The 16371-nt window shown below is 63.1% G+C and carries 11 protein-coding genes; 2 read left to right on the forward strand and 9 right to left on the reverse strand.

The window, feature by feature from the left end:
* Nucleotides 1-13: 13 nt before the first annotated feature.
* The 4 genes from AC0L2B_RS20740 to AC0L2B_RS20755 form a co-directional block, all read right to left on the reverse strand.
* A complete protein-coding gene (locus AC0L2B_RS20740; RefSeq protein WP_287123223.1) occupies nt 14-1042 on the reverse strand; it encodes an NAD(P)/FAD-dependent oxidoreductase in 1029 nt (342 codons plus the stop codon).
* Between the two features lie 207 nt (nt 1043-1249).
* Entirely contained in the window at nt 1250-1570 is a 321-nt protein-coding gene (locus AC0L2B_RS20745; protein WP_006334837.1) for a 2Fe-2S iron-sulfur cluster-binding protein, read from the reverse strand.
* A gap of 100 nt (nt 1571-1670) precedes the next feature.
* Complete coding sequence (locus tag AC0L2B_RS20750) at nt 1671-2039, reverse strand: Hpt domain-containing protein (protein ID WP_027151987.1); 369 nt, start codon at nt 2037-2039, stop codon at nt 1671-1673.
* A gap of 217 nt (nt 2040-2256) precedes the next feature.
* On the reverse strand, nt 2257-2730 hold the full coding sequence (locus AC0L2B_RS20755; RefSeq protein WP_473746697.1) for a hypothetical protein: 474 nt from the start codon (nt 2728-2730) through the stop codon (nt 2257-2259).
* Here AC0L2B_RS20755 and AC0L2B_RS20760 point away from each other — a divergent pair.
* Nucleotides 2695-9801 carry a kinesin gene (locus tag AC0L2B_RS20760; RefSeq protein ID WP_473746698.1) on the forward strand — a complete coding sequence of 2369 codons (7107 nt, stop codon included), beginning with the start codon at nt 2695-2697 and terminating at the stop codon, nt 9799-9801. The genes AC0L2B_RS20755 and AC0L2B_RS20760 overlap by 36 nt on opposite strands.
* Nucleotides 9802-9928: 127 nt before the next feature.
* Here the strand turns inward: AC0L2B_RS20760 and AC0L2B_RS20765 are convergent, their stop codons facing one another.
* Genes AC0L2B_RS20765 through AC0L2B_RS20780 form a run of 4 tightly spaced genes read right to left on the reverse strand, consistent with a single transcriptional unit; the run spans nt 9929 to nt 14054 of the window.
* Nucleotides 9929-10612, reverse strand: a complete 684-nt coding sequence (locus AC0L2B_RS20765) for an ABC-type transport auxiliary lipoprotein family protein (RefSeq protein ID WP_473520507.1) — start codon at nt 10610-10612, stop codon at nt 9929-9931.
* A 46-nt stretch (nt 10613-10658) separates the two neighbouring features.
* Nucleotides 10659-12032 (reverse strand): MlaD family protein, encoded by a 1374-nt coding sequence (locus AC0L2B_RS20770; RefSeq protein WP_473746646.1) that lies wholly within the window; start codon nt 12030-12032, stop codon nt 10659-10661.
* 14 nt (nt 12033-12046) lie between these two features.
* A complete protein-coding gene (locus AC0L2B_RS20775) occupies nt 12047-12865 on the reverse strand; it encodes an ABC transporter ATP-binding protein (protein WP_473490266.1) in 819 nt (272 codons plus the stop codon).
* 1 nt (nt 12866) lies between these two features.
* Nucleotides 12867-14054 (reverse strand): ABC transporter permease, encoded by a 1188-nt coding sequence (locus tag AC0L2B_RS20780; protein ID WP_027155114.1) that lies wholly within the window; start codon nt 14052-14054, stop codon nt 12867-12869.
* 100 nt (nt 14055-14154) lie between these two features.
* On the opposite strand from AC0L2B_RS20780, the gene dgcA reads away from it, so the two are divergent.
* Nucleotides 14155-15138 (forward strand): N-acetyl-D-Glu racemase DgcA, encoded by a 984-nt coding sequence (gene dgcA / locus AC0L2B_RS20785; RefSeq protein WP_473746647.1) that lies wholly within the window; start codon nt 14155-14157, stop codon nt 15136-15138.
* On the opposite strand, the gene AC0L2B_RS20790 is transcribed toward dgcA, so the two are convergent.
* On the reverse strand, nt 15109-16326 hold the full coding sequence (locus tag AC0L2B_RS20790) for an MFS transporter (RefSeq protein ID WP_473746648.1): 1218 nt from the start codon (nt 16324-16326) through the stop codon (nt 15109-15111). The genes dgcA and AC0L2B_RS20790 overlap by 30 nt on opposite strands.
* Between the last annotated feature and the right edge of the window lie 45 nt (nt 16327-16371).

A 16371-nucleotide genomic window follows, 5' to 3' on the forward strand; every position in this document is an offset into this window, starting at 1 on the left:
TCGAGTAAGAGACTCAGCCGGCGACGCCGAGCTTCTTCTGCAGGCTGGTCGACGACGTCGTATACTGGAATACGATGCGCTCGCCGGGGCTGACGATACGCTTGGCCGCCTGCGCCATCAGCGCGACCTCATGGAAGCCCGACAGGATCAGCTTCAGCTTGCCGGGATACCAGTTGATGTCGCCGACGGCGAAGATGCCCGGTACCGACGTCTGGAATTTCTCGGTGTCGACCGGGATCAGGTTCTCATGAAGATTGAGCCCCCACTCGGCGATCGGTCCGAGCTTCATGGTCAGGCCGAAGAACGGCAGCAACCGAGTGCACGGCACCTCGCTGTCACCATCGGGACCCTTGATGGTCGCCGCCGAGAGATGGCCGTCCGTGCCGGTCAGCCCGGTCACCTGCCCGACCTGGAAATCCAGTTCCTTCATCTCCTGCATGGCGTACATCTTGTTGACGCTGTCGGGCGCCGCGCGGAACTCCGGCCGCCGGTGGACAAGTGTCACGCTCTTGGCCACCGGCTGCAGGTTCAGCGTCCAGTCGAGCGCCGAATCGCCGCCGCCGACGATAACCAGGTCGTGGCCGCGGAATTCCTCCATCCGGCGCACCGAGTAGAAGACGCTCTTGCCCTCATAAAGCTCGATGCCCGGAATTGGCGGCCGCTTCGGCTGGAAAGAGCCGCCGCCGGCGGCGATAACCACAATCTTGGCTTCAAACACCTCGTTCTCGTCGGTGATGACGCGAAAGCTGCCGTCCTCGAGCTTTTCGAGGCTCGAGACCATGCGGTTAAAGGTGAAGTCGGGCTTGAACGGCGCGATCTGCTCAAGCAGTCTGTCGACCAGGCCCTGGGCCGAGATCGATGGCCAGCCGGGAATGTCGTAGATCGGCTTTTCCGGATAGAGTTCGGCGCATTGCCCGCCGGGCCGATCGAGTATGTCGATCAGATGGCATGTCATGTCGAAGAGGCCGAGCTCGAACACGGCGAACAGGCCGACAGGCCCTGCCCCGACAATCAATACGTCCGTCCTGATGATATCGGTCATGAATGCGCCTTCGATGCGCATGACCCCGAAAATCGGAATCGATTCTCGCCGGGGATCCTGCGCCAAATCACCGTGCTACAGCGTGCTTTGCGTGGTCCAGGGAACGTGCGGCGCTGTAGAGAACGGCGCGACACTGCATGACCGTTGGCCCGCTGCCAAGCCGGCGCCGGAAAAATCGGCTATATCCCCCGCTTAAGCCTCCACGCTTCAGCCCTGGCGGGCGGGCACGCGCACAACCAGGCCGTCGAGAGCGTCGCGCACCTTGATCTGACAGGAGAGCCGTGAGTTCGGCTGGACGTCGTAGGCGAAGTCCAGCATGTCCTCTTCCATCGCTTCCGGCTCGCCGACCTCGGCCGTCCACGCCTCATCGACATAGACATGGCAAGTCGCGCAGGCGCAAGCGCCGCCGCATTCGGCCTCGATCCCCGGCACCGCGTTGCGGATCGCGTTCTCCATGACGGTCGAGCCGTTTTCGGCATCCACGTCAAAATGTGTGCCATCATGGGCGATGAAGGTCAGCTTGGTCATTTGTCACCTGAAGGGAGTCCCAGCCGAGATAATCACTCCCGCAGACAAGTCAACTGCGGCGCGAAAGCGTCGCTCTATGCCGTTTTTTTCGGAAACGGGTTTAACGGCTGATGGCGGCGACGAAATCGCGGACTTCTTCGATCAGGGAGCCAAGCCGCTTGAGGGTATTGGTATCTTCAGGTTGAAGTTCGATCGCGCCGGCGCAATCGGCAACAGCGAAGGCCCCGACGCCGCGCGCCGAGCCTTTCAGCCCGTGCGCCAGGAGCAGTCTTTGCTTCACATCGGCGTCGACGATCCTGTCGCGAACCGACAATGCCTGCTGCACGAACAGCGCCAGCACCTCCTGTTCGAGGCTGCGGTCGCCCATCGTCTGGCGCGCCAGATGCGCCAGGTCCACGGGCCGCGACCCGGCCGTTCCCGACACATCGCCGCCGGGCATCGAGAAGGCAATGCCGTTTTCGCCACGCATGACTCTGCAACTCCGTTCTTCCAGCCGCCAAAAATAGGCAGCCGCCAAAAAATAGGCCCATCCTGTGGACGACGGGTTAATGATTGGCCCGGAAAAATGTTGCGATAGCGGCGCCGGAATCACAGTTCTGTTAACCTTATATTTAAAGTTTTACGTATCGCACCGAATGCATGTTTTCTTTACCCCGGTGTGTCATTACGATACGAAAGGTCCATTTTCAGCCTCTTGCGTGGGACACGAAAAGCAAAATCAACAAGTCCCGCGGCAGCTTGTACAGGGTAGCGAAGGCATGGCGAAGAAAACAACGACGACAAGAACGCTCGACAACGACGTAGCCAGGGAACTCGAAAAAGCACTTGAAATCGATCTGAACGGTGATGCTGGCGGCGACCTCGACATCGCCGCGTCGATGGAGGATCTGGAAGCGCAGATATCGCAGGCCGCCGACGAGTTGGCACGCGAGGGCCGTGACCAGGATGCCGAGGCTGTCGCCAACCAGAACCAGGATGCCGAGCCTGTCGCCAACCAGAATCAGAATGCCGAGCCTGTCGTCAACCAGAGCCAGAATGCCGAGCTTGCCGCCAATCAGGACCAGAACGCCCAGGACCAGAGAGAAGCGGCAAACGCCAGGCCGGCTGAACCGCGCCCTGCTGAGCTGCGCCCCGTTGAAACGCGCCCTTTTGAGACGCACCCTGTTGAAACGCGCCCCGTTGAAACGCGCAATGGCACGCAGTCGGCCGGCTTCACGCCGGCCAACGATCCTCGTCAAAAAGATTACAAGACGCTGCTGCACACCCTCAATCGGCGTGCCTCGAACACGATCTACTGGGTCGTGGCGCTCGTTTCGCTCGCCTGGGTCGCGGGCGCCGGTGCATTGGCAAACCTGCTGTTTGGCCCAGGCATTTGGCAAATCCGCACGCCCGGCCAGTTTTTCGCCCGTCCCGAACTGATTGGCCTGGCAATCGCTGCGATCCTGCCCGTCCTCCTGTTCTGGGCGTTTGCAGCCATGATCCGCCGCGCGCAGGAGATGCGCATCGCCGCTCAGTCGATGACGGAAGTGGCTTTCCGCCTGACCGAGCCGGAGCAAATCGCCCAGGATCGCGTCATGATGATCGGGCAAGCCGTGCGCCGCGAGGTTGCGGCCATGGGTGAAGGCATCGAGCGCACGCTTGCACGTGCCGTCGAGCTCGAAACCCTGGTCCACAGCGAGGTCAACCAGATCGAGCGCTCCTATTCGGAGAATGAATCCCGCATCCGCTCGCTTGTCGATGGGCTGGGCAGCGAGCGCGAAGCGGTGGTCGGCCACGCCGAACGCGTGCGCGCCTCGATCACCGGCGCGCATGAGACGCTGAAGGATGAAATCGGGGCTGCCAGCGACATTATTCGCGACAGCATCCTCAACGCCTCGACCAACCTGTCGATGACCATCACCAATTCCGGCGACACGCTGATCGACAGGATCAACCAAAGCTCGCTGTCGATCTTCGATTCGGTGGAAGGCCGGCTCGAATCCATCACTGACCGGCTGTCGACCTCCGGCGAAGCCTTTGCCAGCCTTCTCGACACACGCATTGCCAAGCTGACGGAGACGACCGACGGCCTCACCCGGTCGCTGACCGATCTGCTCGACGATCGGACCTCCGGCATGGTGTCGCTGCTCGGCGGCGCCGCACGCACGCTCAACTCCGAATTTGAAGCCAGCCTTGACGGCATCGAGCGGACGCTGGCCGAACGCGGCCAGGGGCTGATCAGCGAGTTCCAGACCCGCGCCGAAGCGCTGGACACCGGCACCCAAAAGCTCAACGCCGCGCTGGAGGCCCGCGCACGCCAGATCAACGAGACGCTGGTCGAGCGCGCGCGCGAAATCGCCCATACCTTCCAGGAGAGCAAGGAGACGCTTTCGGCGATGATCGATCAGGGCAAGACCCAGATCGGCGCCGACATGGCCGACATCGTTTCGTCGACCTCGTCGATGCTCGAAGCACGCGCCGGCGATTTCGCCGGCCGCATGGAAGCGGCCCGTCATGTGGTGTCGCGCGCCTTCGACGCCGACATCCAGCGGCTTGCCGATGCCCGCGTCGGCATCGAGGAGGCTGTCGAGAACCACAGCCGCAAGCTTTCCGAAAGCCGCGAACACATGACGGCGGCCATGCAGGCCGATCTGGAGAAATTCGCCGAAAGCCGCGCCGGCATCGACGCGGCTGTCACCGACCAGGTGCAAAAGCTTGGCGAAGGCCGCAACCTGATCTCGCGCGCCCTGGAGGAGGATCTGCGCAAGGTCAACGAGTCGCGCGCCGCCATCGATGCGTCGCTCGGCAGCCATCTCGAACGGCTCGAAGAGGGCCGCAACAGGCTTTCGCAGGCCTTGAACGAAGACTCCGGAAAACTTGTGCAAGCCCGCACGATCATTGACGAAATGGTTGCCGGCCATGTTGGGAAGCTCGCCGAAGGCCGCAGCATCCTTTCACGCGCTCTCGATGCCGATCTCGGCAAGCTGGCCGACAGTCGCGCCAGCATCGACGGCCTGGTCGCTGGCCAGGTCGAGAAGATCGCCGAAGGTCGTGCCTTGCTCGCCAAGGCGTTGGAAACCGACATTGTCGGCATCAAAGGTCTCATCGAGACCCATTCCGCCAAACTGGCGGAAGACCGCAGCGAGCTTTCGCGTTCGCTCCAAGACGATCTGTCGGGTATCCGAGGCCTGATCGAGGACCATTCGGGCAGGCTCGCCGACGATCGCAGCCTGCTTTCGCAAACGCTCGAGGCAGACCTTGCCAAATTGGCGGAAAGCCGGTCGAGCATCGATGGGCTGGTCGCCGGTCAGGTCGAGAAGCTGGCCGAAGGCCGCAACATCCTCAAGCGCGCGCTCGAATCCGATCTCAACACGATCAAGGAGGTCATATCAGGCCAGTCGGAAAAGCTGGCGGAAGACCGTGGTCAGCTCTCGAAGGCGTTGGAAACCGACCTGCAGAGCGTGAATGGCCTTATCTCCGATCACATGAACCGGCTCTCCGAGGACCGTTCAATCCTGTCGAGGGCGCTCGAAGACGATCTCGCCAAGCTGGCCGAAAGCCGGTCCAGCATCGATGGGCTGGTCACCGGGCAGGTCGAGAAACTGGCCGAAGGTCGCGACATTCTCAAGCGCGCGCTCGAATCCGATCTCAACACGATCAAAAGCGTTCTATCAGACCAGTCCGAAAAGCTGGCGGAAGATCGTGGTCAACTGGCGCGAGCGTTGGAAACCGACCTGCAGGGCGTGAATGGCCTTATCTCCGATCATATGAACAGGCTCGCCGAGGACCGTTCAATCCTGTCGAAGGCGCTCGAAGACGATCTCGCCAAGCTGGCCGAAAGCCGGTCGAGCATCGACGGGCTGGTTGCCGGCCAGGTCGAGAAACTGGCCGAGGGTCGCGACATCCTCAAGCGCGCGCTCGAATCCGATCTCAACACGATCAAGGAGGTCCTATCAGGCCAGTCGGAAAAGCTGGCGGAAGACCGTGATAATCTCTCGAAGGCGTTGGAAACCGACCTGCAGAGCGTGAACGGCCTTATCTCCGATCACATGAACAGGCTCGCCGCAGATCGCTCGACCCTGTCCCAGGCGCTCGAAGACGATCTCGCCAAATTGGCGGAAAGCCGGTCGAGCATCGATGGGCTGGTCACCGGGCAGGTCGAGAAACTGGCCGAGGGTCGCGACATTCTCAAGCGCGCGCTCGAATCCGATCTCAACACGATCAAAAGCGTTATATCGGACCAGTCGGAAAAGCTTGTGGAAGACCGCTCGATCCTGTCGAAGGCGCTCGAGGACGATCTCGCCAAGCTGGCGGAAAGCCGGTCGAGCATCGACGGGCTGGTTGCCGGCCAGGTCGAGAAACTGGCCGAAGGCCGCGACATCCTCAAGCGCGCGCTCGAATCCGATCTCAACACGATCAAGGACGTCATTTCAGGCCAGTCGGAAAAGCTGGCGGAAGATCGTGGTCAACTGTCGCAAGCCTTGGAGACCGACCTGCAGAATGTGAACGGCCTGATCTCCGATCACATGAACAGGCTCGCCGCAGACCGCTCGACCCTGTCCCAGACGCTTGAAGACGATCTCGCCAAATTGGCGGAAAGCCGGTCGAGCATCGACGGGCTGGTTGCCGGCCAGGTCGAGAAGCTGGCCGAAGGCCGCGACCTGCTCAGACGCGCATTGGAAGCCGACCTCAATACCATCAAGGGTGTCGTCGCCGATCAGTCTCAGCAGCTGACCGACAATCGCGCAGAGTTCGCGCGGGCGCTGGAGGCCGATCTCGGCGGTGTCAATGGTCTTGTGAACAGCCACGCCGAGAAGCTCATCCAGGACCGCTCGATCCTGTCCAAGGCGCTCGAAGACGATCTTGCCAAGTTGGCGGAAAGCCGGTCGAGCATCGACGGGCTGGTTTCCGGCCAGGTTGAGAAGCTGGCCGAAGGCCGCGACATCCTCAGACGTGCGCTGGAAGCAGACCTCAACACCATCAAGGGTGTCGTCGCCGACCAGTCTCAGCAGCTGACCGACAATCGCGCAGAGTTTGCGCGGGCGCTGGAGGCCGACCTCGGCAGCGTCAACGGTCTTGTGAACAGCCACGCCGAGAAGCTCATCCAGGACCGCTCGATCCTGTCCAAGGCGCTCGAAGACGATCTCGCCAAGCTGGCGGAAAGCCGGTCGAGCATCGACGGGCTGGTTTCCGGCCAGGTCGAGAAGCTGGCCGAAGGCCGCGACATCCTCAGACGTGCGCTGGAAGCAGACCTGCAGAAAATTGCAGCGAGCCGCAGCGACATAGACGACATCATCGCCGGGCACGTCGGCAAGCTGACCGAAGGCCGCGACGCGCTGACCCGTGCGCTGGAGGACGACCTCTCCAAGCTCGCCGACACGCGCAAGGAAGTCGACCGTTCCCTGTCCGGCCATATCGACCAGATCGCCGCCAGGAGCACCGACATCTCGGGCGCCATTGCCGCCGACGTCGAAAAGATCGAGCAGGCGTTCAGCCGCCAGACCGGCATCATCGAGGAGCGTGCCGGGACCATGGAGCGCGCGCTGTCGACCGGCGTCGACAACGTCCGCAACGTGCTCGAAAAGAGCGCCGTCTTCGTTGCCGGAGCGCTGCGCGAAAAGGTCATGGAAGTCACCAGCGCACTGCATGAGCAGGCAGGCGCGGCTTTCAGTGACGCCGATCGCAAGATCGCCGAACGGGCGGAGCAGACCTCTGCTGCCCTGCTCGCCAGGGCGGAGGATATCGCACGCACCTTCGAGGAAGCGGATCGCCGCCTCGCCGCACGTGCCGAAGACACGTCAAGCGCGCTCGTTGCCCGGGCGGAGGGTGCATCGAGCGCAATCATGGCCCGCGTCGACGACACCTCGAACTCGTTGCTGGCGCGCGCCCAGGAAACGGCCGACCAGCTGGCTGCCCGTGCCAGCGAGATCGCCGGTACATTCGATGCGGCGGACCAGAAGCTGGTTGCCCGCGCGGTCGAAACGGCACAGTCGCTGGCGGAACGCGCCGGCGACATCCTGCGCAATTTCGAAGGCGCCGACGAACGGCTCAGCGTGCGCATCGGCGAATCGGCCGAAGCGCTCGCAGCGCGTGCATCGGACCTTGGCCGCATTTTCGATGCTGCCGACCAGCAGCTGATCTCGCGCATCGCCGAAGGTTCGGAAGCGTTGTCGGCCCGCGCGTCCGAGATCGGCCGCATCTTCGATGAGGCGGATCACCGCCTGGTGTCGCGTATCGCCGACAGCACGTCGACGATCGGAGAACATGCCGACAACATCGTCGGGGCCTTCGCCAGCACCGAGCAGCGGGTTGCCGAACGTGCAAAGCAGACCGGGCAGGACCTGGCCGTCCACGCCCGTGAGATCGAGCAGGCGCTCGCCGGCGCCGACGAGCGCCTGGCCTCCAGCGCGGCGGCCGCGGCGGCTCGCGTCGAGGAACAGGTTGCCGGCGTCGAGAACCGTCTGGTCAACACCACCGAAACGATAGGCCAGAAGCTCAACGAGCAGGTTTCGACCGCTGAGGCGCAGCTCATTTCGCGCGCCAACTCGATCGCCGAAACCTTCACTGCGGTCGGCCAGCATATCGGCCAGAGCACCAACGACGCCGCCAAGACCATCGGCACCAACACCCGCGAACTCAACACCATGCTTGCGGCACGTTCGGCCGAGATCTCGAAAATCCTCGATGAAACGGCTCGGCCCCTGGTCGAGCGCTTCGCCCACGGCGGCTCGGAACTGCAAAAGAGCATGGAAGAAGTGACCGAACGCGCCACCGAGAAGCTGCGCAGCGAAAACGCCGCCTTGGTTGACGCGCTCGCCAGCCGCACGGCCGAAACATTGTCGGCCGTCGAAGGGGCGCGCTCGACGCTCGCCGACAGCGTCGCCGACCTCATCGGCCGCATGAGCACCTCGAGCGCACAGCTCGGCCAGCTGATCGAACAGGCGGCGGCCAATCTCGGCCAGGTCGACGAACGCCTGACCGGCAGCACGCAAAGCTTTGCGGCGACAACGGAAAAAGCCGCGCAGACTTTCGCCAGCTCGGCGCGTCTGGTCGATTCGAATACGACACGGCTTACCGAGCTGTCGTCCTCGACCTTGCGCGAGGTTGCCTCGATCGCCACCAAGTTCGACGAGCACAGCCGATTGCTGTCGAGTGCTTCAGACCTGTTGAGCTCGGCCCAGAGCAACCTCGAACACACGCTGGAAAGGCAGTCGTCGCTGGAGGACCTCGCCGTCGGCCTGGTCAAGAAGTCGGAGGATCTCGAAAAAGTCATGCGCTCGTTCGAGGATCTGGTCGGCCAGACGTTGCAGAACGCCGAAGGCAAGACGCTGGAGTCGGCGGACAAGATCCGTACCTCCATTGCCGACGTCGTCGATTCGGCAACCAAGCGCTTTGCCGACGCGACCGAGGAGATGCGACGCACCGCCAGCTCGATCAAGAGCGAGCTCGACCTTACCCGCGCCGAGCTCAAGAAGGGTGTCATCGAGATGCCGGAAGAGGCAAAGGAATCGACCACGGCCATCCGCCGTGCCGTTTCCGAGCAGATCAACGCCCTGAAGGAACTCTCTGATATCGTTGCGAAATCTGGCCGCAGCACCGACTCCTCGGAGCCGCGCAACCTGCGCCCGGCACAACAGGCGCCTGCCCCGCGCGCCACTGAGCCGCTGCGCCGTCCTCCGGCCCCGGAACCCCTTGCCCCGCAGGCACCGTCGGGTGACACCGCACTGCGCGGCGACCTGGAACGCCCGACGGAGACGGCGCCGCGCCAGCGCGACCCTAATGGCCGCGCGCCGCAGGGCGGCTGGGTGCGCGATCTCTTGACCGGGGCATCGCGCGAAGAGGCCGCCAAGCCAGCAGCACCTTCGGAAGCGCCACGCTCGGCAGCCCCTGCCCAGCGCTCGCCGCTTCATGTCGTGGAGTCGCTCAACTCGCTTTCCGTCGACATCGCCCGCGCTATCGATCACGACGCCTCGATCGAACTGTGGAACCGCTACCGGAGCGGCGAGCGTGACGTGTTTACCCGACGTCTCTACACGCTGAAGGGACAGCAGACGTTCGACGAGATCCGACGCAAATATCAGATGGAGGCGGAATTCCGCGCCGCCGTCGACCGTTACTGTGACGACTTCGAAAAGCTGCTCAAGGACGTCTCGCGCAACGACCGCGACAACATGATGGCGCAGACCTACCTGACGTCGGACACCGGCAAGGTCTATACGATGCTAGCCCACGCCAGTGGCCGCCTGCATTGATCAGACGATGGGCGAGCGGAAAAAGGCGGGAAATTCCCGCCTTTTAGAGCAATCGCTTCGGGTTTGAATTTCCCATCGTTACCGGCGCCGGCAGCGACAATTGAGTGCCCGGCAATTCCGGCTGAGGTCAGATCACCGCATCGGTCCAGCGGACGATGTCCTTGGCGGCATCGCCGAACGCCCTGTCGAGCGCGTCGACATAGGCCTGGTTGCCGCTGCCCGAGACGGGCGCGGTCGCGTTGAAGCTCTTGGAGGCACGCACCTCGCCATTGCGGTCGTTCAATATCCGCACGAACAGCTCGACCTCGGCATGTTGGCCGCCGTCGACGCGGACTTCGAAGGAACGAACCTCGACGATCACCTGATAGTCGATCGCCAGGCCCTCGCCCGGCTTTCCGACGCCGGCGAAACTGCCCGAGCGCTGGAATGTCTCGGCCAACCGCGCCTGCACGATCAGCGGCAGCCGGTCGGCCCATTGCGCTCCCTTGAGGTACTGGATCGAGCGCACCGATGGCTTGATGACGATGTTCTGGCTGTCCAGCGCCTTGAGCGCGGAAGGCTGGGCGATGAGGATCTGTTGGCGGCCGCGGCCGCGCGCATCGAGCGACGGCGCCGACAGTTCGAATGTGTCCAGGGGCGTCGGCCCGCCGCCCGGCAAAAACGCGCAGCCGGCCAGCGAAAGCGCAAGCAATGCCACACCCGCAGTGGGCCCGCCCGCTTTGACCTCGCCCAATCTAAGCACGCCCAATTTAAGCACGACCGACTTCACACGCGATCCCCGTTGTCCCCGAATCGAATGAGCAAATCGCATCCGCAGCGTACTTGCCTGCCGTTCTTGGGGCCGGCGAAAGCCGAAGTCAACGCCGCGCCCTGCCATCGAATTGCCGAACCTCGCCTTCGCCGCCTGACAGGATTCGCTGCGGATTGCGGCTGAGATCCGTCACCGCCTCTTCGATGCGGTTGATCGAACGACGGCTGTCCTGGACCAGCGCTTCGACGTCCTGCAGGCCCTGGCCGGAGAATCGCGCCAGATTGTCGGTGATGGTGCCGAGGCGGGCGTTCAGCGTGTCGGCAACCTGCTTGAACGATTTCAGCGTGTTCCTGGCATCGGCTATCATGCCGTCGGCCTGGCCTGAGCCGAGCAATGTATCGACCTTGACGAGGATGCCCTCGACACGCACCGAAGCGTCGTTGAGGCGCTCCGCGAGCTGCTGCGCGTCCTTGATCGTCTGGTCGATATCGTCGGCCCGGTTGGCGAATTTGTTGGTCACCTTGGCGATGTCTGCGGCAGCCTCGTTGGCGTTTTCGCTGGCCTTCTGGATGTTGGCCAGCGCGGTGCGGACCTGTGCCGGATCGATGCCGTCGAGAACGCCGTCGACCTTGGCCAGCGTGCCTTGCGTCCTTTGGGCGAAATCGTTGATCGACCCCACCGCGGTGTCGACATTCCTGACGACCGTGTCGAACTGCTTGCTGGTTTCCTTCAGGTTCTCGGTCACCGTATCGACGTTGGCGACAATACTCTTGATCTGATCCTTGTCGACGGCGTTGAGCAGCCCTTCCGCCGCCTTCAGCGTGCCGTCAAGCTTGCCCGAGACGCCCCTCAGTTCCTCCGACAGCGAACTGACGCTGGCGAGGAATTTGTCGATGCCGTCAGAGTTCTTGGCCAGCGCATCGGAGAAGGTCTGCACATTGTTGACGGTCTGCGTCAGCGGCCCGCGAACGTCGCTGGTGAAGCCTTCGAGCTGGGAGAGAACCGTATCGGCGCGGGTGAAGATGTTCTGCGCCGTCTGCAACAGGTTGGTGACCGCCGACGGGTTGGCGACGATCTCGGCGACGCGGCCCTCCTGCTCCGCCTGGTCGAGAAGGTTGACCTCCTTGGGGTCAGCGCCCCTGAGCTCGATACTCGCTTGGCCGGCGAGGCTGACGATCCCGATATCGGCCTGCGTCGATTTGGTGATCGGCGTCGTGCGGCCTACTTCGGCTTCGGCTATGGCGTCGTTCGGATTGGCGGGGTCGATATAGACGCGCCTGACATCCCCGACCCTGACGCCGTTGAACAGCACGAAACTGCCGCGGCCGAGGCCGGAAGCCGATCCCGGAATGCGCACCCGCAGCATCGCCGTCTCACCCCTGTCGCCGATCGCGGCCGTCCAATAGACGAACGCGAATGCCGCCAGGATCGCGGCTAGCGTGAAAATGCCGACAATGACGTAGTTGGCTCTGGTTTCCATTTATCCACTTATGGCTACGCGCGGGCCGCAAGATCAAGTTGCCGCGCACGTTTTCCGCGAAAATAGGATTTCACCCAGGGTTCCTCGCTCTTGAGCATGTCGTCGATCGTGCCTTCGACCAGCACTTTCTTGTTGCCGAGCACGGCCACCCGATCACAAGCGGTGAACAGCGTGTCGAGATCGTGCGTGACCATGTATACGGTCAGATCCATGGTATCGCGCAGCTTGACGACCAGTTCGTCGAACTCAGCCGCGCTGATCGGATCGAGGCCGGATGTCGGCTCGTCCAGGAACACAATCTCGGGGTCGAGCGCCAGCGCGCGCGCCAGCGCCGCACGCTTGATCATGCCGCCGGAAAGCTCGGACGGGAATTTCTGCGCCGCATCCGGCGGCAACCCGACCAGTTCGACCTTGAGCATCGCCAACTCGTCCATCAGCTTTTTCGGCAGATCGAGATATTCGCGCATCGGCACCTGCACGTTTTCGAGCACCGTGAGCGCCGAAAACAGCGCGCCGTGTTGAAAGAGGACGCCAAGGCGCATGTCGATGCGAAGGCGCTCCCTCTCGCTCGCCTTTTCGACATCGACGCCGAACAGCTTGATCGTTCCCGACTGCTTGTGCACCAGGCCGAGAATGGTGCGCAGCAGAACCGACTTGCCGGCGCCGGAGGCGCCTACGAAGCCGAGAATTTCGCCACGCCGGATATGGAGCGACAATTTGTCGAGAATGACCTTGTCGCCGAAGGAGACGGTGACGTCGTGCGCAGAAAGCACGATCTCGTCCTCGTCGGCCCTTTGCGTAGTCGTGGTCGGTTTTGTGCCAAGCAGCGCCATGTCAGAACTCGATCGCTGCGTAGAACATGGCGAAAAGCCCGTCGAGGATGATCACCACGAAGATCGACTTCACCACCGAAGCAGTCACGTGCTGCCCGAGCGATTCGGCGCTGCCGCCGACCTTCATGCCTTCGACCGAGGCGATCGTGCCGATGATCATGGCCATGAACGGCGCCTTGATCAGCCCGGCAAAGATGGTGCTGAGATCGATGGCAACGCGCAGCCGGTCGATGAAGGCGGCCGGTGCGATGTCGGAGTAGAGCCATGCCGCCAGTATGCCGCCGCCGAGTGCGGCGAAATTGGCAATGATCGTCAGGCAAGGCAGTGCGATCACCAGCGCGACCAGCCGCGGAAACACCAGAACGCCGATCGGATTGAGCCCGATGACCTTCAGCGCGTCGACCTCCTCGCGCATTTTCATCGAGCCGATTTCAGCCGTGATGGCGCTGCCCGAACGGCCGGCGATCATGATCGCAGTCATCAGCACGCCGAGCTCGCGCAGGATTAGCACGCCGACAAGGTCGACGACGAAGATATCGGCGCCGAAATAGCTGAGCTGATAGGCGCCTTGCTGGGCGACGATCGCCCCGACGATGGCCGACATCAGCACAACCACCGGGATGGCGCCGACGCCCATGCGGTCCATCTGGTTGAAGATCGCCGCCGGATTGACCGCATGGCCGCGGCCAAGCTTCATCTGCGCGCCGCGTATCGTGGCGCCCAGTATGTTCATCGCGGCCAGGAAATCGTCACGCATCTCATAGACGCGGCGGCCAACCGCCTCGAGCGCGCGAATGACGATGTTCGGCGGCCCAACGATGCCGGAATCAGGTTCGCGTCGAACGGCGTCGCCGACGGCGCCGAGCAGGATCGAGGCAACCTCGCTTTGCCCCTGCATCGTGATTTTCACACCCTGCTTTTCGAAGGCGCTGACCAGACGGTCGATCACCCAGGCCCCGGCGGTGTCCATCTTCTCGATATGCGAGAGGTCGAGCGCCAATGTCTGAAAGCCGCTGCGTTGCTCGATCTTGCGCATCTCGGCATCGACGAGCGCCACGGTGCGTGTCGTCCAGGTCCCGGAGAAAGCGCAGCCGAGGACGCCGCCGTCCTCGCCGACCACAACGCGCGGCTGGTGGTCGGCCTCCTTGGCGGTCGTGCCGCTTGCGTCGCGTTTGCGGATCGTCAACATGGCGTCCTGTTTAGCCTGACGGGCCGATCTGTTTAACCTGACAGAACCCACCTGTCGATTTGCCGACAAGCTTGTTGTCGCACAGCCGGAGCAGAAAAATATGGCGCGTGTCATTTCGGTCGAGTCCGAGCGCTTTCCTATCGCCGGGACCTTCACCATCTCGCGCGGTTCGAAAACCGAAGCCGAGGTCGTCACAGTGACGATCCGCGAGGACGGCCAGAGCGGGCGCGGCGAATGCGTCCCCTACAAACGCTATGGCGAAACCATCGAGGGTGTGCGCGATGCGATCGAGGCGATGCGGGAGCAGGTTCAAGACGGCATCAGCCGGGCCGCGCTGCTCGACGCCATGCCGGCGGGCGCGGCGCGCAACGCCGTAGACTGCGCGCTATGGGACCTGGAGGCGAAGATCGCAGGCAAGCCGGTGGCTTCCAGCATCTGCACGGCGCCGCCGAGGGCGCTCGAAACGGCTTACACGCTGTCGCTCGGCGAGCCCGAAGCCATGGCAGCCCAGGCCCGCGCCAATGCCCTGCGCCCGCTTCTCAAGGTCAAGATCGGCGGCGACAACGACATGGCCCGCATCCGCGCGGTCAGGGAGGCGGCACCGGCGAGCCGCATCATCCTGGACGCCAATGAGGGCTGGCGCGACGACAACATCGTTGCAAACCTGGCCTTTGCCGCCGAGCACGGCATCGCGCTGATCGAACAGCCGCTGCCGGCGGGCCGTGATGGCATGCTTCGCAACATCGCCCATCCGGTGCCGATCTGCGCCGATGAAAGCCTGCATGAGGCTAAAGACCTTGCCTGGCTTGTCGGCCTTTACGATGCGGTCAACATCAAGCTCGACAAGTCGGGCGGCTTGACCGCTGCCCTCGTCCTTCGCGATCGCGCCCGCGAACTGGGTTTTGGCGTCATGGTCGGCTGCATGGTCGGCACGTCATTGGCCATGGCGCCGGCGGTGCTGTTGGCCCAGGATGCCGATTTCGTCGATCTCGACGGTCCGCTGCTGCTGGCCCGCGACCGTGCGCCTGGCCTTGTCTACCAAGTTTCGCTGGTGTCACCGCCCGATCCGGCGCTGTGGGGCTGAACGCGCCGCAAGCCCGATCAGCACGAGGCCGACCAGGGCGATCGGGATCATGGCAAAAAAGCCGTCGACGCCGAAGCGGTCGTAAAGCGGGCCGCACAGGAGCGTCACCACAGCGGTGAAAAAGCCGTTGGAGAAATAGGCGATGCCTTGCGCGGCCCCGGTGCGTTCCTCCGCGACCGTCTCACCGATCATTTTCTGCAGGCCGATCAGCACCAGCGCCACCGAGACCGCGTGCAGCGTCTGGACTGCGAAAAACCCACCTACGCCAAGGCCAAGCGGCCAGACCAAGGGAAAGGCAATCCAGCGCACGATCGCGCCTATTCCCGCCATCACCATGATCGACACGACCGAGAAGGAACCGAAAACCCGAGTAAAGATCATGAACATGCCGATCTCGGCCAGGACACCCCAACCCCAAAGCAGCCCGACCACAGAGTCGCCGATGCCGATCGATTTCCAGTAGATCGAGACGAAGCCGTAGAAAAACGCGTGGCTGGCGGTGATGACGCCGACGCCGACGGAGAAATACAGGAAATAGCCATTGAGGAGTTTTGGCGCCGATTGCTGGATGTCGGCAGCCGAAAGCGGCGAGGCACGGCGGGGACGGCCGAGCCGCGGCGCGATCAGTGCGACGACAAGTGCGGCGCCAAACGCCACGAAAATGATCACCGGAACTGCCTGGGCGCCGGTCGCCGACAGGATAAAACCGCCGGCAAGATTTGCGCACAGATAGGAGATCGATCCCCATTTGCGCATGTTGGCATAATTCGAGCCGAAGCGGCGCACCCCCGACAGCGCCAGGGAATCGGCGATCGGCGAATGCGGCGTCCAGGCGACAGTGAGCGCCAGCGAAACGGCCAGCACCATGGCATAGGTCGGCGTCAGGAAATAACCGGCGGACAGCGCCAGCGATGCGGCCGTCAGCGCGACATAGACATGGGCGCGGTCGCTCGCCCTGTCGGCCAGTGCCGTAAGCAATGGCGTCGTCACCACGCGCAGGAACATCGGTGCCGCGAGAATGATCGCTATCTGCTCGGCATCAAAACCGTTTGCCTGCAGCCACAACGGAAAGTACGGCAAATGTATCCCGAGCGGCACGAAAAGCGTGAAGAAGATCAGGCCCATGCGCAGCTCGAAATGACGCGGCTTGACGAGTTGTTCGGGTGAAAGCGGCGGCAGGGAGGACATCAACAGGCAATCCGTCGGCGCAGCATTCGACCGGCCGGCCAGCCA

This window comes from Mesorhizobium sp. WSM4815 (assembly GCF_055811575.1).

Bases quoted from the DNA above. Each gene is read 5' to 3' on its own strand.
- AC0L2B_RS20750 (WP_027151987.1), bottom strand. From the start codon at position 2,039: ATGCGTGGCGAAAACGGCATTGCCTTCTCGATGCCCGGCGGCGATGTG.
- AC0L2B_RS20765 (WP_473520507.1), bottom strand. From the start codon at position 10,612: ATGCGATTTGCTCATTCGATTCGGGGACAACGGGGATCGCGTGTGAAG.
- AC0L2B_RS20780 (WP_027155114.1), bottom strand. From the start codon at position 14,054: ATGTTGACGATCCGCAAACGCGACGCAAGCGGCACGACCGCCAAGGAG.
- dgcA (WP_473746647.1), top strand. From the start codon at position 14,155: ATGGCGCGTGTCATTTCGGTCGAGTCCGAGCGCTTTCCTATCGCCGGG.
- AC0L2B_RS20775 (WP_473490266.1), bottom strand. From the start codon at position 12,865: ATGGCGCTGCTTGGCACAAAACCGACCACGACTACGCAAAGGGCCGAC.
- AC0L2B_RS20790 (WP_473746648.1), bottom strand. From the start codon at position 16,326: ATGTCCTCCCTGCCGCCGCTTTCACCCGAACAACTCGTCAAGCCGCGT.
- AC0L2B_RS20745 (WP_006334837.1), bottom strand. From the start codon at position 1,570: ATGACCAAGCTGACCTTCATCGCCCATGATGGCACACATTTTGACGTG.
- AC0L2B_RS20770 (WP_473746646.1), bottom strand. From the start codon at position 12,032: ATGGAAACCAGAGCCAACTACGTCATTGTCGGCATTTTCACGCTAGCC.
- AC0L2B_RS20740 (WP_287123223.1), bottom strand. From the start codon at position 1,042: ATGACCGATATCATCAGGACGGACGTATTGATTGTCGGGGCAGGGCCT.